The 15,456-nt window shown below is 71.7% G+C and carries 13 protein-coding genes and 1 tRNA gene; 8 read left to right on the top strand and 6 right to left on the bottom strand.

Translation table 11 applies throughout. From position 1 onward, the window contains the following. Positions 1-98: 98 nt before the first annotated feature. From ACWCRJ_RS43245 to ACWCRJ_RS43235, 3 genes are read right to left on the bottom strand one after another with little or no spacing between them, the layout of a single operon-like run. Complete coding sequence (locus ACWCRJ_RS43245) at positions 99-581, bottom strand: Dps family protein (protein ID WP_450944472.1); 483 nt, start codon at positions 579-581, stop codon at positions 99-101. A 21-nt stretch (positions 582-602) separates the two neighbouring features. Next, complete coding sequence (locus ACWCRJ_RS43240) at positions 603-878, bottom strand: WhiB family transcriptional regulator (RefSeq protein WP_450944471.1); 276 nt, start codon at positions 876-878, stop codon at positions 603-605. A 53-nt stretch (positions 879-931) separates the two neighbouring features. After that, on the bottom strand, positions 932-1,741 hold the full coding sequence (locus tag ACWCRJ_RS43235) for an alpha/beta hydrolase (protein ID WP_450944470.1): 810 nt from the start codon (positions 1,739-1,741) through the stop codon (positions 932-934). A gap of 197 nt (positions 1,742-1,938) precedes the next feature. Here ACWCRJ_RS43235 and ACWCRJ_RS43230 point away from each other — a divergent pair, with 197 nt between their 5' ends. Then, positions 1,939-2,712: a sulfite exporter TauE/SafE family protein gene (locus ACWCRJ_RS43230; RefSeq protein ID WP_450944469.1), complete on the top strand. Its 774-nt coding sequence runs from the start codon at positions 1,939-1,941 to the stop codon at positions 2,710-2,712. Here the strand turns inward: ACWCRJ_RS43230 and ACWCRJ_RS43225 are convergent. Continuing rightward, positions 2,698-3,264, bottom strand: a complete 567-nt coding sequence (locus ACWCRJ_RS43225) for a DUF309 domain-containing protein (protein ID WP_450944468.1) — start codon at positions 3,262-3,264, stop codon at positions 2,698-2,700. The genes ACWCRJ_RS43230 and ACWCRJ_RS43225 overlap by 15 nt on opposite strands. Positions 3,265-3,363: 99 nt before the next feature. Between ACWCRJ_RS43225 and ACWCRJ_RS43220 the strand changes: the two genes are divergently transcribed. The 4 genes from ACWCRJ_RS43220 (at position 3,364) to ACWCRJ_RS43205 (ending at position 7,991) form a co-directional block, all read left to right on the top strand. Continuing rightward, positions 3,364-3,437, top strand: a tRNA-Pro gene (locus ACWCRJ_RS43220). A gap of 328 nt (positions 3,438-3,765) precedes the next feature. Beyond that, entirely contained in the window at positions 3,766-4,614 is an 849-nt protein-coding gene (locus ACWCRJ_RS43215; protein ID WP_450944467.1) for an MIP/aquaporin family protein, read from the top strand. Between the two features lie 72 nt (positions 4,615-4,686). Further along, positions 4,687-6,204 (top strand): glycerol kinase GlpK, encoded by a 1,518-nt coding sequence (gene glpK / locus ACWCRJ_RS43210; protein ID WP_450944466.1) that lies wholly within the window; start codon positions 4,687-4,689, stop codon positions 6,202-6,204. Positions 6,205-6,278: 74 nt separating this feature from the next. Beyond that, positions 6,279-7,991 (top strand): glycerol-3-phosphate dehydrogenase/oxidase, encoded by a 1,713-nt coding sequence (locus ACWCRJ_RS43205; protein WP_450944465.1) that lies wholly within the window; start codon positions 6,279-6,281, stop codon positions 7,989-7,991. Between the two features lie 72 nt (positions 7,992-8,063). Here ACWCRJ_RS43205 and ACWCRJ_RS43200 read toward each other — a convergent pair whose 3' ends face one another. Both ACWCRJ_RS43200 and ACWCRJ_RS43195 read right to left on the bottom strand, forming a co-directional pair. After that, entirely contained in the window at positions 8,064-8,897 is an 834-nt protein-coding gene (locus tag ACWCRJ_RS43200) for a class II glutamine amidotransferase (RefSeq protein WP_450944464.1), read from the bottom strand. A 127-nt stretch (positions 8,898-9,024) separates the two neighbouring features. After that, positions 9,025-10,983: a helix-turn-helix domain-containing protein gene (locus tag ACWCRJ_RS43195; protein WP_450944463.1), complete on the bottom strand. Its 1,959-nt coding sequence runs from the start codon at positions 10,981-10,983 to the stop codon at positions 9,025-9,027. A gap of 342 nt (positions 10,984-11,325) precedes the next feature. Here ACWCRJ_RS43195 and ACWCRJ_RS43190 point away from each other — a divergent pair, with 342 nt between their 5' ends. The 3 genes from ACWCRJ_RS43190 (at position 11,326) to ACWCRJ_RS43180 (ending at position 15,239) form a co-directional block, all read left to right on the top strand. Next, complete coding sequence (locus tag ACWCRJ_RS43190) at positions 11,326-13,095, top strand: FAD-dependent oxidoreductase (RefSeq protein ID WP_450944462.1); 1,770 nt, start codon at positions 11,326-11,328, stop codon at positions 13,093-13,095. Positions 13,096-13,194: 99 nt separating this feature from the next. Then, positions 13,195-14,172 (top strand): dioxygenase family protein, encoded by a 978-nt coding sequence (locus ACWCRJ_RS43185; protein ID WP_450944461.1) that lies wholly within the window; start codon positions 13,195-13,197, stop codon positions 14,170-14,172. Then, positions 14,172-15,239 (top strand): maleylacetate reductase, encoded by a 1,068-nt coding sequence (locus ACWCRJ_RS43180; RefSeq protein WP_450944474.1) that lies wholly within the window; start codon positions 14,172-14,174, stop codon positions 15,237-15,239. Before ACWCRJ_RS43185 ends, ACWCRJ_RS43180 begins: the two co-directional genes overlap by 1 nt. Positions 15,240-15,456 lie beyond the last annotated feature (217 nt).

Raw genomic sequence — 15,456 nt, 5'->3', positions numbered from 1 at the left:
CGCGGGGGCGGCCCCCCCCCCCGCCCGCCCCCCCCCCCCCCCGGCGGCCCGGGACCGTCGAGCAGGCGGGCGAGCGCGCAGGCGCCGCCCGCCGCCGGTCAGTCCTCGCGCGGCCAGTTCTCCGCCTCGAACATCCAGCGCTGCTTCTCCAGCTCGTAGGTGACGGAGATCAACAGGTCCTGCGTGACCTTGTCGGCCTCCTCCGTGACGTCGATACGCTCACGCAGCCGCCCGATCGCCGTCTCCAGTGCCTCCACCAGCAGCCGTACGACCTCGGTGTCCCGCAGCCAGCCGTCCTTCGGCCCCTGGAGGGCGAACCGGGTCGCCACGGTCTCGGGCCTGCCGTCCGGGGCCACCCCGATCGCCGCCGCGCGTTCGGCGACCTGGTCGGCGAACGTCCGTGCCGTGGACACCACCTCGTCGAGCTGCAGGTGGATCGAACGGAACCTCGGTCCCACCACGTTCCAGTGGGCCTGCTTCCCGATCAACGAGAGGCCCAGCAGATCCACCAGGCTCTCCTGCAGCGCCTCGCCCGCGATCCGGCGGGCGGACTCGGGAAGTGTGCTCCTCACCATCGTCATCGCGCAGTACTCCTCATCGCTTCATCCGGGCATACCGGCCAACGCTTCGTGCCGGGCGGCATCGGCGCTCCCGGCTCTGCGGAGCAGGTCGGTGCGCTCCTCCTCGCCCATGCCGCCCCACACGCCGGCCGTCTGCCCGTTGCCGAGCACCCAGTTCAGGCACTCGCGGCGCACCGGGCAGCGGCCGCAGACACGTTTGGCGGCGGCGACGTCGTCGAGCGCCGGCCCTGTGGTGCCCACGGGGAAGAACAGTTCGGGGTCCTCTCCCACGCAGGCCGCTCTCCGCAACCACTCCATGCCGGTGCGGGTGCCCAGGTCGGACGCGTGAAAACGCGGCGTACGGCAGCGGCTCAGCGCCTCAGCGCGCAGTCCACGAACTCCTTGACGTCAGCGAGCACTTCGCCCTTGTTCGTCTCGTTGAACACCTCGTGCCGGGCGCCCGGATAGACCCGCTCGGTCCAGTCGGCGCCCCGGAACTCCTCGATGCCCGTACGGCTGCCGGACAGTGGCACGATCCGGTCGTCGTCGCCGTGCAGCCACAGCAGCGGGAGCGCGTCGACCGGACCGTTCTTCGAGATCGCCGCCAGGCAGCGGTCGATCGCCTCCAGCGTCGGCCGCTTGAACGGGCCGTGCCACACCAGCGGATCGTTCGCGTACGCGGCGCCGACCGCCATGTCCCGGGAGAGCAGCTTCGGGTCGAGCGGGACCTCGGGCACCTCCGGCGGGGCGAGCAGCGCCCGCAGCGGCTCCCAGATCCCGATCAGCGGCCCCGACAGCACGATCGCGGCGAGTCCGGCGCCGTACCGCTGGGCGTACCGCGCGGCGATCAGACCGCCCATCGAGTGGCCGATCAGCACCACCGGCAGACCCGGATACGCGGCCCTGGCCCGCACCTCCACCGCGTGCACATCGGTGACCACGGCCTCGAAGTCCTCGATCAGCACCCGCTCGCCCGCCGACCTGCCGTGCCCCATGTGGTCGGGGCCGAACACGGCCGCGCCGTGCCGCACCAGGGCATCGGCCACATGCTCGTACCGGCCGATGTGCTCCCCGTAGCCGTGCACCAGGAGCACGACGTAGCGCGCCCCCTCGCACGGCCATTCCCGTGCGGTGACACCGCCCCGCGTACCGGCGAAGCTGTGCTCGCGCGAGTCGGCCATGACTCCTCCAACTACGTCGGTGAAGGTACCCGGGGGATCTTGCCAGCCCGTCGGACGATGGTCCATGGGCCGTCCGGGGCGAAACCCGCCACCGGGCGGCGGGGACACGGCCGGATCCCGAACCGGGGCGAGAGCGGGATCGACTGGCGAGACGGTCCTGTCGCGCGCCGATAGGTGCGCATAGCATCGGACCCCGCATGAACACGATGACTCTCTGGCACCTGTCCACGGCCGAGTTCGCGGCCCTCGCCTTCGCGGCCCTGCTCGTCGGTTTCTCGAAGACCGCCGTGAGCGGCGCCAACACGGTCAGTCTCGCGATCTTCGCGGCGGTCCTGCCCGCCCGTGCCTCGACCGGCGTCCTGCTCCCGATCCTCATCGTCGGGGACGTCCTCGCCGTCCTGACCTACCGGCGGCACGCCCACTGGCCGACCCTGTGGAAGCTCTTCCCGGCGGTCGGCGCCGGTGTCGTCCTCGGCACGCTCTTCCTGATCCGGGCCGACGACCAGATCGTGCGCACGTCGATCGGCGCGATCCTGCTGCTGATGGCGGCCGTCACGATCCGGCGCCGGCGCACGGCCGACAAGGACGACGAACCCGACGCCGTCACCACCCGCGCCGGCCGCGTCAAGGCCCGCTCGTACGGCGTCCTCGGCGGCTTCACCACCATGGTCGCCAACGCCGGCGGGCCCGTGATGTCCCTGTACCTGCTCTCGGCTGGCTTCCGGAAGCTCGGCTTCCTGGGCACGTCGGCCTTCTTCTTCCTCATCGTCAACGTCTCCAAGGTCCCCTTCAGCGTGGGCCTCGGCCTCATCGACGCGAACTCCCTGCTCCTGGACGCCGCCCTGGCCCTGTTCGTCGTGCCGGGCGCCCTTCTCGGCAAGTGGGCGGTGAACCGCATCAACCAGAAGCTGTTCGAACAGCTGGTGATCGCGGCGACGATCGTGGGCGGCCTGCAGCTACTGCTCCGCTGAGGGGCCCGACGCGGAGGACTCCGGTGCCGGGTGCGCGCGGCGCAACCGGGGGGCCCAGGCCCGCGCGTCGACCGCACGGCCCTCCCGCTCCACGACGCCGGCCAGCCGCCGCGCCCAGGCCCCGACCCCGGCCAGATCGACGCCGTAGGGCTGCCGCCGTCCGCTCCCGGCCCCCCACTCCTCGACGGCACCGGCCCCGCGCCGCAGCAGCAGGGCCCCGCCCTTGACGTTCCCCCGCGCCGAGTGGGTGAGGCCCACCGCGAGCTGGGCGAGGCCCCGCCACAGCGCGCGTTCCTCGTCGGGCCCGGACTTCCAGGCGTCCTCGAAGACCTCGTGCGCGTGGAACGGCTTGCCCGCGTCCAGCAGTGCCTGCGCCTCGACGACCGTCTTCTCCGGCTCCCGCACCACCCCCTCCGGCTGCCGCTCGACCCCCGGCGCCCCGTACGGCAGCGGGCGCCCCAGCCCGTCCCGGGGCCGCGCGCTGCGCGCCCGCCCCTCCTCGTCCCGGTCCCGCCCCCACGCCGTCGTCCCGTCCTCCGCTGTCCCGCTCATCCCTCGATTGTCCCCCGCCTCCCACCGGCTGCGGGGCAGGGGCCGACGTACGGTAAAGTTCTCACTGCGCGATCACGCGGTTCACCGCGGACAGCGCACCGGGACGTGGCGCAGCTTGGTAGCGCACTTGACTGGGGGTCAAGGGGTCGCAGGTTCAAATCCTGTCGTCCCGACAGTTCAGTGGACTGTCGTAGCAGGTCAGGGCCTTGGATCACATCGTGTGAGACGAGGCCCTTGATCGTTTCTGGGCTCTCGTCCCACACACTCGAACCACGGTGGCTCCGGGGTGACGAGAGCCCAACTCGACCGGCACCAGATGGACGTCGAGCCCGACGGGCACCGCCTTGTCGATCCGGACCACACGGGCGGACTTCCGATCCCCGGCCGGGCAGCGGGCAATATCGCCTCGCGCGCGCATGGCTCTGGCCGGCCTTACAGTGATCTCTGGAGTACTCGGGGCAGTCGACGGCCGGTCCTCGGGCCGGCGGGAAGCGGGCACCCATGGCTGAGCGGCTCAAGAGATCAGGGCTGGTCGGCGAGCTTTCGGCAGAATTCGCCGGCACCATGATCCTCATCCTCTTCGGGTGCGGTGTGGTGGCTCAGGTAGTCGCCGGCGGGGCCCTCACGGACCCGGCGGGCGGCCTGGGAAACCACGACAGCATCGCCTGGGCCTGGGGCCTCGGCGTCACCCTGGGCGTCTACGTCGCGGCGAGGCTGAGCGGTGCTCACCTCAATCCCGCGGTGACCGTCGCGCTGGCGGCGTTCAAGGGCTTCCCGTGGAGCAAAGTGGCTCCCTACGCGCTGGCCCAGACGGCCGGCGCCTTCGTGGCAGCCCTGATCGTCCGGTGGAACTACACCGAGGCGCTGGCGAAGGCGGATCCCACCCACACGATCAAGACGCAGGGCGTCTTCTCCACGCTGCCCGCCAACGGCAACACGAACCTGCCGGTCAGCGACTGGGGCGCACTCCGCGACCAGATCATCGGCACCGCGATCCTGCTGCTGCTGATCCTGGCGGTCACGGACCTGCTCAACACACCCCCCGGCGCCAACCTGGCGCCGTTCATCGTCGGCCTGATCGTCGTGGCCATCGGTATGGCCTGGGGCACCAACGCGGGTTACGCGATCAACCCGGCACGCGACTTCGGTCCCCGGCTGGCCAGCTTCTTCACCGGGTACGGCGGAGCGTGGCGAGATCAGTACGGGCACCTCTACTTCTGGGTGCCGATCGTCGGTCCGCTGATCGGAGGTCTGCTGGGAGCGGGCCTGTACAAGTTCTTCATCGGCCGGTTCCTGCCGACCGCCGAGCCGGAGCCCCCCGGACGGGTGCCGGCCCCGGACGAAAGCTGACACGAGCTGACCGGCTCCCGGGGTTGCCGTGATCCGGCTGCCCAGGGAGAGCCCAAGGAGAGGCGGCATCCCATGGCGGACTTCGTCGGCGCGGTGGACCAAGGGACCACCAGCACCCGTTTCATGATCTTCGACCATGCAGGCAACGAGGTGGCGAGGCACCAGCTGGAGCACTCACAGATCCTCCCGCGCTCGGGGTGGGTCGAACACGACCCGGTGGAGATCTGGGAGCGCACCAACTCGGTGATCCAGAACGCGCTCCGGCACGGAAACCTCTCGCCGGAGGACCTGGCGGCCATCGGTATCACCAACCAACGGGAGACGACCGTCGTCTGGGACCCGCGCAACGGCCGCCCTTACTACAACGCCATCGTCTGGCAGGACACCCGTACCGACTCCATCGCGGCAGCGCTGGACCGCTCGGGCCAGGGCGACGTCATCCGCCGCAGGGCAGGGGTGCCGCCGGCCACGTACTTCTCCGGCGGCAAGATCCAGTGGATCCTTGAGAACGTCGACGGAGTCCGCGAGGCGGCCGAGCAGGGCCATGCCCTTTTCGGCAACACCGACTGCTGGGTGCTGTGGAACCTCACCGGCGGCCCCGACGGGGGCGTCCACGCCACCGACGTGACCAATGCCAGCCGCACCATGCTGATGGACCTGGAGACCCTCGACTGGGACGACGAGCTGCTGGGCTTCTTCGGCGTTCCCCGGGCGATGCTGCCCACCATCAACCCGTCCTCCCACGCGGAGGCGTTCGGACAGACCCGTACGTCCCGGCCGCTGCGGGCGGCCATCCCCATCACCGGTGTGCTCGGCGACCAGCAGGCAGCCACCGTCGGGCAGGTCTGCTACGCGCCCGGCGAAGCCAAGAACACCTACGGCACCGGCAACTTCCTGGTGCTCAACACCGGCACGGAACTGGTGCGGTCCCAGCACGGCCTCCTGACCACCGTGGCGTACCAATTCGGCGACAGCCCGGCGATCTACGCACTCGAAGGCTCCATCGCCGTCACAGGCTCCGCGGTGCAATGGCTGCGCGACCAGCTGAAGATCATCAATGACGCCGCCGAGAGCGAACGCCTGGCGCGTACCGTCGAGGACAATGGCGGGATCTACTTCGTCCCCGCCTTCTCCGGCCTGTTCGCCCCGTACTGGCGTTCCGACGCCCGCGGCGCGATCGTCGGCCTCGCCCGGTACAACGACAACGGCCACCTGGCGCGAGCCACCCTGGAATCCATCTGCTACCAGAGCCGCGACGTGGTGGAGGCCATGGAGCAGGACTCCGGCGTCCACCTCGACGTGCTCAAGGTCGACGGCGGCGTGACGGCCAACGACCTGTGCATGCAGATCCAGGCCGACGTCCTCGGCGTCCCGGTCAGCCGCCCGGTCGTCGCCGAGACCACCGCGCTGGGCGCCGCCTACGCCGCCGGTCTGGCCACCGGTTTCTGGCGGGACACGGACGAACTGCGCACCCACTGGCAGGAGTCCAAGCGCTGGGAACCCCAGTGGTCCGAGGAACAGCGCGAGGAAGGATACGCGGGCTGGAAGAAGGCGGTGGAGCGCACGCTCGACTGGGCCAAGGTCGAATAGGTTCCGGCCGGGAGCGACCGAATGGTCCGGGTGTGCGCCGCCCACACCCGCACCCGCTGCACGAGGAGGAGACCATGGCGAACCCGGTGGCTCTCTCGCCCGGGGCACGCGCGGAGGCCCTCGTCCGACTGGGAGAGGGTGAGCTGGACGTCCTCGTCGTCGGGGGCGGCGTCGTCGGCGCCGGAGCGGCCCTGGACGCCGCAACCCGGGGCCTGAGAGTCGGCCTGGTCGAAGCCCGGGACTGGGCCTCGGGCACGTCCAGCCGCTCCAGCAAACTCATCCACGGCGGCCTGCGCTACCTGGAGATGCTGGACTTCCGGCTCGTCGCCGAAGCCCTGAAGGAGCGCGGACTCCTGCTTCGGTTCCTGGCCCCTCATCTGGTGCGTCCGGTGCCGTTCCTCTACCCCCTGCGACACCGGATCACGGAACGTCCGTACGTCGGCGCCGGCGTGCTGCTGTACGACACCATGGCTGCGGCCGCCGGTACCTCCAGAGGTCTGCCCCATCACCGCCACCTACTCAAGCGCCGGGCCCTGCAGGAGGCGCCCGCGCTGCGCTCCGACGCCCTGGTCGGCGCCATCCAGTACTGGGACGCCCAGGTCGACGACGCCCGGCACACCATGTTCCTCGCCCGCACGGCCGTCGCCTACGGAGCGCTGGCCGCCAACCGCACCCGTGTCAGCCGCTTCCTGCGGCAGGGCGAGCGGGTGGTGGGAGCCGCTGTCACGGATCTGGAGACCGGCGACGAGACAGAGGTGCGAGCCAAGCAGGTCATCAACGCGACCGGCGTGTGGACCGACGACACCCAGGCCCTCGCCGGCACGCGCGGCCAGTTCCACGTCCGCGCCTCCAAGGGCGTACACCTGCTGGTCCCCCGTGACCGGATCAACTCCCGCACCGGGCTGATCCTCCGCACCGAGAAGAGCGTGCTCTTCGTCATCCCCTGGGGACGACACTGGATCATCGGGACCACCGACACCGACTGGACACTCGACAAGGCCCATCCCGCCCTCAGCTCCCAGGACGTCACCTACCTGCTGGAACACGTCAACAGTGTCCTGGCCACACCTTTGGTCGCGGAGGATGTCGAAGGCGTCTACGCCGGTCTGCGTCCCCTCCTGTCCGGCGAGGCCGCGGAAACCAGCAAACTGTCACGGGAGCACCTGGTCGCACATCCGGTACCCGGTCTCGTCGTGGTGGCCGGCGGCAAGTACACGACCTATCGGGTGATGGCCAAGGACGCAGTCGACGAGGCGGCTCGCGGCCTGGACGAGAAAGTGCCCGACTGCATCACGCAACGCGTTCCGCTGCTCGGCGCCGACGGCTACCCGGCCCTGTGGAACTCCCGCCACAACCTCGCCGAGTGCTCCGGGCTGCATGTCGCCCGCATCGAGCACCTGTTGAACCGCTACGGCTCCCTGGTGCACGAGCTGCTCGCCATGGTCGCTGCCGACTCCTCGCTCGGCGAGCCGTTGCCGAGCTCCGACGACTACCTGCGGGTCGAGGCTGTCTACGCGGTGACCCATGAGGGTGCCCGCCACCTGGAGGACGTGCTCGCCCGACGTACCCGGATCTCCATCGAGTCCTGGGACCGTGGTGTGGACGCGGCGCAGACCGTCGTGGAACTGATGGCGCCTCACCTGGGGTGGGACCAAGCGCACTGGGACCGTGAGGTCAACCATTACCTGAAGCGGGTGGCCGCCGAACGCGAGGCCCAGCAGCAACCGGACGACCAGACCGCCGACGCGGTACGGCTCGGCGCCCCCGACATCATTCCGGTGCACTGAGCAGGGTCCCCGACATCATTCCGGTGCCCTGAGCAGGGTCGCGGACCGGAAACGGAGCATGTCACCGGGCGGCTACACGGGCTGTGGGGTGAAGACACCGAGGACGTCCTCGCCGGGCCGGACGACGCCGTAGCTGCTCTCGGGGACCTCGTTCCAGGCGCCGGGCATGTCGCCCAGAGGCTCGGAGACGATGAGCCGGGTCTCGTCGGACACCTCCCGCAGGAACGACAGGTCGGGGTGGAGCGCGCGCAACGTCTCCACCCGGGTGCTGTAGAACAGCGAGCGTGACTGCTTCTGGCTGGAGTAACGGAAGGCCCACAACGCCTCTCCGTCCGTCACGGCGACCGTCATCTGCAGCGGGAACTCCACCCCGTGCTCGCGACCGACCCGCTCCACCAGGCCCGCCATCCGCGCGACCGCGCCCGGAGGGTCCTCCTCCAGCCCGAGCGTGAGCGCCAGGTAGAACATCAGCTCCGAGTCCGTCTGCCCCTCGATGTCGGCGAACAGCTCCGGGTCGACGGCCAGGGAGAGGTCCCGCCGTATGCGGTGGAAGTCCGCGATCGCGCCGTTGTGCATCCACATCCAGCGGCCGTGCCGGAAGGGATGGCTGTTGGTCTGCTGCACCGCCGTACCGGTCGACGCCCGGATGTGGGCGAAGAAGAGCGGGGAGCGGACATGGTCGGCGATCTCCCGCAGATTGCGGTTGCTCCAGGCCGGACCGATGTCACGGAAGATCGCGGGGGTGTCCAGGTCGGCCGAGTACCAGCCGATGCCGAACCCGTCGCCGTTGGTGGTCTCGACACCCAGCCGGGAGTGCAGACTCTGGTCGATCAGAGAGTGCGCCGGCCGGTAGAGGATCGTGTCGAGCAGGATGGGCGTTCCCGAATAGGCGAGCCACCTGCACATCGGCTACCACCTTCCTGGCAAACGGGCCGTACGGGTGAAGCGGCTTTCCCATGGTCGTGCGGCCGTCCGATGATCGCCACACGACGGCCGCCCGGCACCGCCGCTCCCGTGCCCGAACGGCTCGGCCTCAGCTCCGGTACCCCCGGAGCTTCCGGTACAGCGTGGCACGGGCGATGCCCAGCGACGCCGCCGCGCGGGCCTTGTTGCCGCCGTTGCGGCGCAGGGCCTCCAGTATGGCGGAGCGTTCCGCGTGCTCCATGGGGCTCAGGCGCCGGGCGGCCGGGCCCTCGCGGACGGGATCCGGCAGTTCGGCGCGCACGACGGGCCCGGACACGCGCCGCTGTTCGGCCAGTGCCCGGACCAGATGCACGAGTTCGGTGACATTGCCGGGCCACGGATGCTGCTCCAGGGCCCGCAGGGCGTCCAGTGTCCAGGTGAGCGGCGGCTGACCCGGTACCGGCTTCGGGGCCAGGGCCGTCAGTAACTCCCTTATGTCCTCCGGCCGTTCACGGAGGGCGGGGAGGGTGACGGACCGGGCGGCGAGCCTGTCCAGGAGGCGCTGGAGGCAGGGGCTGGGCGGCGCTCCGGGGGTGTAGGTGGCCAGCAGCGGTGTCCCCGGATGCGAGGCGAGGAGTGAGTTGAGCGTCGCGGTGTCGGGCTGCGCGAGGCGCTCCACATGGCGGATGAGAAGCGTGTGCCCCTCCCTCAGCGCATGGAGCACCGAGCCCAGTTCACCCTCCGCCGCGTCCACGACCAGCAGCTCGGGCGCCAGTTCACGGGCGAGCGCGGTCTTGCCGGTACCGCGTTCGCCGACGAGCAGCAGCGGCTCGGACGACCGGGCCAGCTCCGCCGCCCGGCCGGCCGCGTACCGCCACGGCACCGAGCGCCCGGCCAGTGCCACGACACCCCGTCCGAGCGGCAGGGAGCCACTGGATCCCAGCGGCTCCAGCACGGCCACCGCGCCGATGACCGACCCCCGGTGGGCCACCGGGGAGACCTTCGCCGAACACCGCACACCGTCCGGCAGCCGGACGCGGTACGAGTCCGTGGCGGCGGCGGTCATGGTCATCGCGCCGGACGCCGAAGCGGGGACGGGAACGGGCGCGGGCACGGACGGCGAAGCGGGCGCGGGCACGGGCGCGGTGGTGTCCGTGACGGCTTCGGCCCCTGCCGCGGACACCGCTTCCGGCGAGGCCGTCCCCGCGTGGTCACCCGCCGCATGCCTGCTCCCGGTGCCGCCGTCCCGTAACAGCGCGACGACGCTCCGCTCCAGCGCGTCCAACCCCTCCGGTGACAGCAGCCGCCCCGCGGCCTCGCTGACCAGCCGGTTGCGGCCGTCCACGGCGACCACCGCCCGCCCCCGCTGCCGCGAGGCCCGCAGATACGCGTCCAGCAGGACCCGCTCGGCGGGCTGCGACCGCGCCAGCAGCTCCGCCTCGACGGCACCGGCCGCGGCCTCGGCGAGGGACGCCCACGGATGCGGGGCGCGGTCGGCGCACAGTCCGGTGGTGACCGTCACCGTGCCCACGGCCCGCCCGGTCTCCGGCGCGAGCACGGGCACGCTGACCGCCGACACGTCCTGCCACAGGTCGAGGAAGTGCTCCGGACCGTGCACCTCGGCGCGGCGCCGGGTGCGCAGCGCGAGCGCCGCGCTGTTGTTGCCGACCACCTGTTCGGAGAGGTCCTCGCAGAAGGGGTCGCCGGGCGCGCATCCGGTCGCCCACAGCACCCGCAGCCGTTCGTCGGTCAGCAGGAGCGCCGCCCGCCCGGTGCCCACGGCGGGAGCGAGGCGTTCGAGCACCGGCCGCGCCGCGGCCAGCAGGTCGCACCCGTCCGGTCGTACGGCATCGCGCGGCGGCGGAGCGGCGGGCCTCGGGGCCGCGCCGCTTGCTCCGGTCACCTCGGCCGCCCCGGTCGCGGAAGACGGCACGTCGTGCCGTAGACCGAAGAACCGGGCGCGCCTCCAGGCGGCGAGGATCTCCTCCGGTACTCCGTCCGGGAGTTGACGCCCCGCGAGGAACAACTCACGGGCCCTGCCCAGCGATTCCAGGGCAGGGTGGACGGGAAGCTGCTCCACTGTGGTCACGACACCACTCACCGTACCCGGCGAGATCGAAAACGTGCCGTCATCCCGGGATTCCCCGCCCGGTGAGCCCGCACCGCCCGCTTGCCGCGCTACGGCCGCCCGCTCGCCCGCCGAATCCCCCCGCACCCCACGCCCGCCCACCCGCCCGCCGGAATCCGCCCTCTCCCACCCCACGCCCGCCCGCTCTCGAACGGCCCCGGCCTGCGGCCCTGCCGCCGCACCCCGTGCGACGTCCGTCCGCCAAGCCGTGCGCACTGTCTCAAGTTGAGACACCCACGCTCCCGCGCCGCCCTCCATGATCTTGAGCGGCCGTGCCTGTCCTCATTCCTTGGAGCGTCTCTCGTGCACACCGTAGAGCCGGATGTCGTGACCGACGTACTGATCGTGGGCAGTGGCCCCGCGGGCGCCGCCGCCGCGCTCGCCCTGAGTACGTACGGCGTCCCCAACATCGTGGTGACCCGTTTCTCGCGTCTCGCCGAGACGCCCCGGGCGCACATCACCAACCAGCGGACCATGGAGGTGCTGCGCGACCTCGGCGTCGAGGACGAGGTCGTCGCGAGGGCCACGCCGCAGGATCTGATGGGCGACACGACCTTCTGCACCAGCCTCGCCGGGGAGGAGCTGGGCCGAGTCCGCTCCTGGGGCAACGACCCGCTCGTCCAGGCCGCCCACGAGCTGGCCAGCCCCACCCGTATGTGCGACATGCCGCAGCACCTCATGGAGCCCGTGCTCGTCGACGCGGCGGTGGCGCGGGGCACCAACCTGCGCTTCAGCACCGTCTACAAGTCCTTCGTCCAGGACGACGAGGGCGTCACGGTCACCGTGGAGGACCGGCTGCGCGGCGACGAGTACACCATCCGCGCCAAGTACCTCATCGGCGCCGACGGAGGCCGCTCCCAGGTGGCGGAGCACGCCGGCCTGCCCATGGGCGGCCAGATGGGCGTGGCCGGCAGCATCAACATCGTCTTCGACGCCGACCTCTCGAAGTACACCGCGCACCGCCCGTCCACCCTCTACTGGGTGCTGGCCCCCGGCGCCACCGTCGGCGGTATCGGCGCGGGCCTGGTCCGGTGCGTCCGGCCCTGGGACGAGTGGCTGATCGTCTGGGGCTACGACGTGACCGCGGGCGCCCCCGACCTGACCACCGAGTACGCCGAGTCGATCGTCCGCCGGCTGGTCGGCGACGACGAGATCCCGGTGACCATCAGGTCGTCCTCGGCCTGGACCGTCAACGAGATGTACGCGGAGACGTACTCCAACGGGCGCGTCTTCTGCGCCGGTGACGCCACGCACCGCCATCCGCCGTCCAACGGCCTCGGCTCCAACACCTCCATCCAGGACTCCTACAACCTGGCCTGGAAGCTCAAGCTCGTCCTCGACGGCACCGCGTCGCCCGCGCTCCTCGACACCTACACCGCCGAACGCGCCCCGATCGGCCGGCAGATCGTCACCCGCGCCAACAAGTCCATCGGCGAGACCGCCCCCGTCTTCGAGGCGCTCGACGGGCTCGCCCCGCAGACCCCCGAGCAGCTGTGGGCCAACATCACCGCCCGCAAGGACGACACCGAGGCCGCCGAGAAGCAGCGGGCGAAGCTCCGCGAGGCGATCGGGTTCAAGGTGTACGAGTTCAACGCGCACGGCGTCGAACTCAACCAGCGGTATTCCGCCGAGAGCTCCGCCGCCGTCGTCCCCGACGGCACCCCCGACCCCGGCTTCGACCGCGACCCCGAGCTGTACCACCAGCCCACCTCCCGCCCCGGGGCCAAACTCCCGCACGCCTGGATCACCTCCGGCACCCGCACCCTGTCCACGCTCGACACCGTCGGCAAGGGCCGCTTCACCCTGCTCACCGGCATCGGCGGCGCCGACTGGATCCGGGCCGCCGGCGCCCAGGACCTGCTGGAGATCGCCACCGCCGTCATCGGCCCCGGCCAGGAGTACGAGGACCCGTACGGCGACTGGGCACGGCTCAGCGAGGTCGCCGACGGCGGAGCCCTCCTCGTACGACCGGACGGGTACGTCGCCTTCCGGCACGCGCGGGCGGCCGTGTCCCCGGAGGAGGCCGAGCGGTTGCTGACGGAGGCGGTGCGGCGCATCCTCGGGCGTGCCTGAGGCGGAGGTCCCCGGGGCGGGCGTCGCGTGCGTCCCGTGCGGGGAACAGCTGTCGGCTCCGCCCCGGCGGAGCCGCCTGAACGTTCGTAGGAGTGGGGCATGACCACCGAATACACCACCCGGATCACCGAGGCCGTAGTCGACAGCTTCGACGGCACGGCCGACCCGCGCCTGCGCGAACTGCTCGCCGCCCTCACCCGCCATCTGCACGCCTTCGTCCGCGAGGCCGAGCCGACGATGGCCGAGTGGGAACAGGCCATCGCCTTCCTGACGGCGACCGGGCGAGCGTGTACGGACACCCGGCAGGAGTTCGTCCTCCTGTCGGACGTCCTCGGCATCTCGATGCTGGTCGAGACGATCAACAGCGAGGGCCGGGGTGGACGGGACGAGCGTGACGAGGGGGAGGGGAGGGGCGAGAGGGGCGAGAGCGGGGGGCACGACGGCGTGACCGAGTCGACGGTCCTCGGCCCGTTCCACATGACCGAGTCCCCGGTCCGCGAACTCGGCGCGGACATCGACCTGGTCGGCGGCGGCGAGCCGTGCGTGATCAGCGGGCGCGTGCTGTCCACGGACGGCACCGCGCTGCCCGGCGCGGTCCTCGACGTATGGCAGGCGGACGCCGAGGGCTACTACGACGTCCAGCAGCCCGACGTCCAGCCGCCGGGCAACGGCCGCGGACTGTTCACGGCGGACGCCGACGGCCGCTTCTGGTTCCGCACCTGCGTACCGAGCCCGTACCCCATCCCCACGGACGGTCCGGTCGGCGACCTCCTGCGGGCGACATCCCGCCACCCCTACCGCCCGGCCCACATCCACTTCATCGTCTCGGCGAAGGGACACACCCCGGTCACCACCCACATCTTCGTGGCCGGCAGCGACCACCTCGACTCGGACGCGGTGTTCGCGGTGAAGGAGAGCCTCGTCCAGGACTTCACGGAGACCGACGACCCGCCCCTGGCCCGGCGGTTCGGCATCCCCAACCCGTTCCGTCACGCCCGTTTCGACCTCGTACTCGGCACAGGGGACTCCTCCGGCACAGGGGACTCCTCCGGCACGGACGACTCGGAGCGTTCATGATGGAGTTCGAGTACGAGGCCCGGCCCATGCGGATCGTCATGCGTCCCGGAGCGGCGGTGACCGCGGTGGCGGGGGAGGCCGAACGGCTGGGCCTGCGGCGGCTGTTGGTGGTGTGCGGCCCCCGGGGCGCCGGGACGGCCCGCGCGGTCGCCGGCTCACTCGGCGACGGGTGTGCCGGACTGTTCGCGCAGGCTCGCCAGCACGTGCCGGTGGAGGTGGCCGACCTGGCGGTCCGGGCGGCGCGGGACGCGGGCGCGGACGGTTGCGTGGCCGTCGGCGGCGGCTCGGCGATCGGCCTGGGCAAGGCGATCGCGCTCCGCACCGAACTGCCGCTGATCGCCGTGCCCTCGACGTACTCCGGCTCCGAGATGACCCCGGTCTGGGGCCTGACCGAGCACGGCGCCAAGCGCACCGGCCGCGCCCCGTCGGTCCTGCCGCGCAGTGTCGTCTACGACGCCGAACTCACCCTCTCCCTCCCCGTCCCCCTCTCCGTGACCAGCGGCATCAACGCGGTCGCCCACGCCGCCGAGGCCCTGTACGCGCCGGACGCCTCGCCGCTGGTGTCGCTGACGGCGCAGGAGGGCGCCCGGGCCATGACGAGCGCCCTCCGCGAGGTGGCGGCCGACCCCGCGAACCTGGCGGCGCGCGGACGTGCCCTCTACGGCGCCTGGCTGTGCGGCACCGCGCTCGGCGCGACCACCATGGGCCTGCACCACAAGCTGTGCCACGTCCTCGGCGGCACCTTCGGCCTCCCGCACGCCGAGACCCACACGGTCGTCCTGCCACACGTCCTCGCCTACAACGCCCCGGCCGCGCCCGACGCCCTGGCGGCACTGGGCCGTGCCCTGGACACCGCCGACGCCGCCGAGGCCCTGTGGAATCTGACGGGCGACCTCGGCGCGCCCCGCTCCCTGTCCGAACTCGGCCTGAAACAGGCGGACTTGCAACGTGCGGCGACCGAGGTGACGGGACAGGCCTACCCCAACCCCCGGCAGGTGACCACGGCGGACGCCCTGGCGATCCTTGAAGCGGCGCACGAGGGCATCCGGCCACGGGTGTGGTCCTGACCGACGCGAACCACACGACGAGGATCGAGACCCCGAAAGGCAGTCGCCGTCAGGAGCGACCCGCAGGCACCGCGGACGCCCCTTCCCGGCCCCCGAGGGGGCGGGCGTCGCCCTGCGCGGGTGAGGGACCCCGGGAACGAGCCCGACAACACCCGTGACACACACCTGCGTTCCGCCGACTTCCTCGACGAAGAACGCTGTGCCGGCCCGTCCGGGC

This window comes from Streptomyces sp. NPDC002324 (assembly GCF_053593335.1).
This window is presented reverse-complemented; position numbering and strand designations above follow the sequence as displayed.

Excerpts from the sequence above, each read along its gene's own strand:
- ACWCRJ_RS43245 (WP_450944472.1), bottom strand. The coding sequence starts at position 581 with ATGACGATGGTGAGGAGCACACTTCCCGAGTCCGCCCGCCGGATCGCG.
- ACWCRJ_RS43240 (WP_450944471.1), bottom strand. The coding sequence starts at position 878 with ATGGAGTGGTTGCGGAGAGCGGCCTGCGTGGGAGAGGACCCCGAACTG.
- ACWCRJ_RS43235 (WP_450944470.1), bottom strand. The coding sequence starts at position 1,741 with ATGGCCGACTCGCGCGAGCACAGCTTCGCCGGTACGCGGGGCGGTGTC.
- ACWCRJ_RS43230 (WP_450944469.1), top strand. The coding sequence starts at position 1,939 with ATGAACACGATGACTCTCTGGCACCTGTCCACGGCCGAGTTCGCGGCC.
- ACWCRJ_RS43225 (WP_450944468.1), bottom strand. The coding sequence starts at position 3,264 with ATGAGCGGGACAGCGGAGGACGGGACGACGGCGTGGGGGCGGGACCGG.
- ACWCRJ_RS43215 (WP_450944467.1), top strand. The coding sequence starts at position 3,766 with ATGGCTGAGCGGCTCAAGAGATCAGGGCTGGTCGGCGAGCTTTCGGCA.
- glpK (WP_450944466.1), top strand. The coding sequence starts at position 4,687 with ATGGCGGACTTCGTCGGCGCGGTGGACCAAGGGACCACCAGCACCCGT.
- ACWCRJ_RS43205 (WP_450944465.1), top strand. The coding sequence starts at position 6,279 with ATGGCGAACCCGGTGGCTCTCTCGCCCGGGGCACGCGCGGAGGCCCTC.
- ACWCRJ_RS43200 (WP_450944464.1), bottom strand. The coding sequence starts at position 8,897 with ATGTGCAGGTGGCTCGCCTATTCGGGAACGCCCATCCTGCTCGACACG.
- ACWCRJ_RS43185 (WP_450944461.1), top strand. The coding sequence starts at position 13,195 with ATGACCACCGAATACACCACCCGGATCACCGAGGCCGTAGTCGACAGC.
- ACWCRJ_RS43180 (WP_450944474.1), top strand. The coding sequence starts at position 14,172 with ATGGAGTTCGAGTACGAGGCCCGGCCCATGCGGATCGTCATGCGTCCC.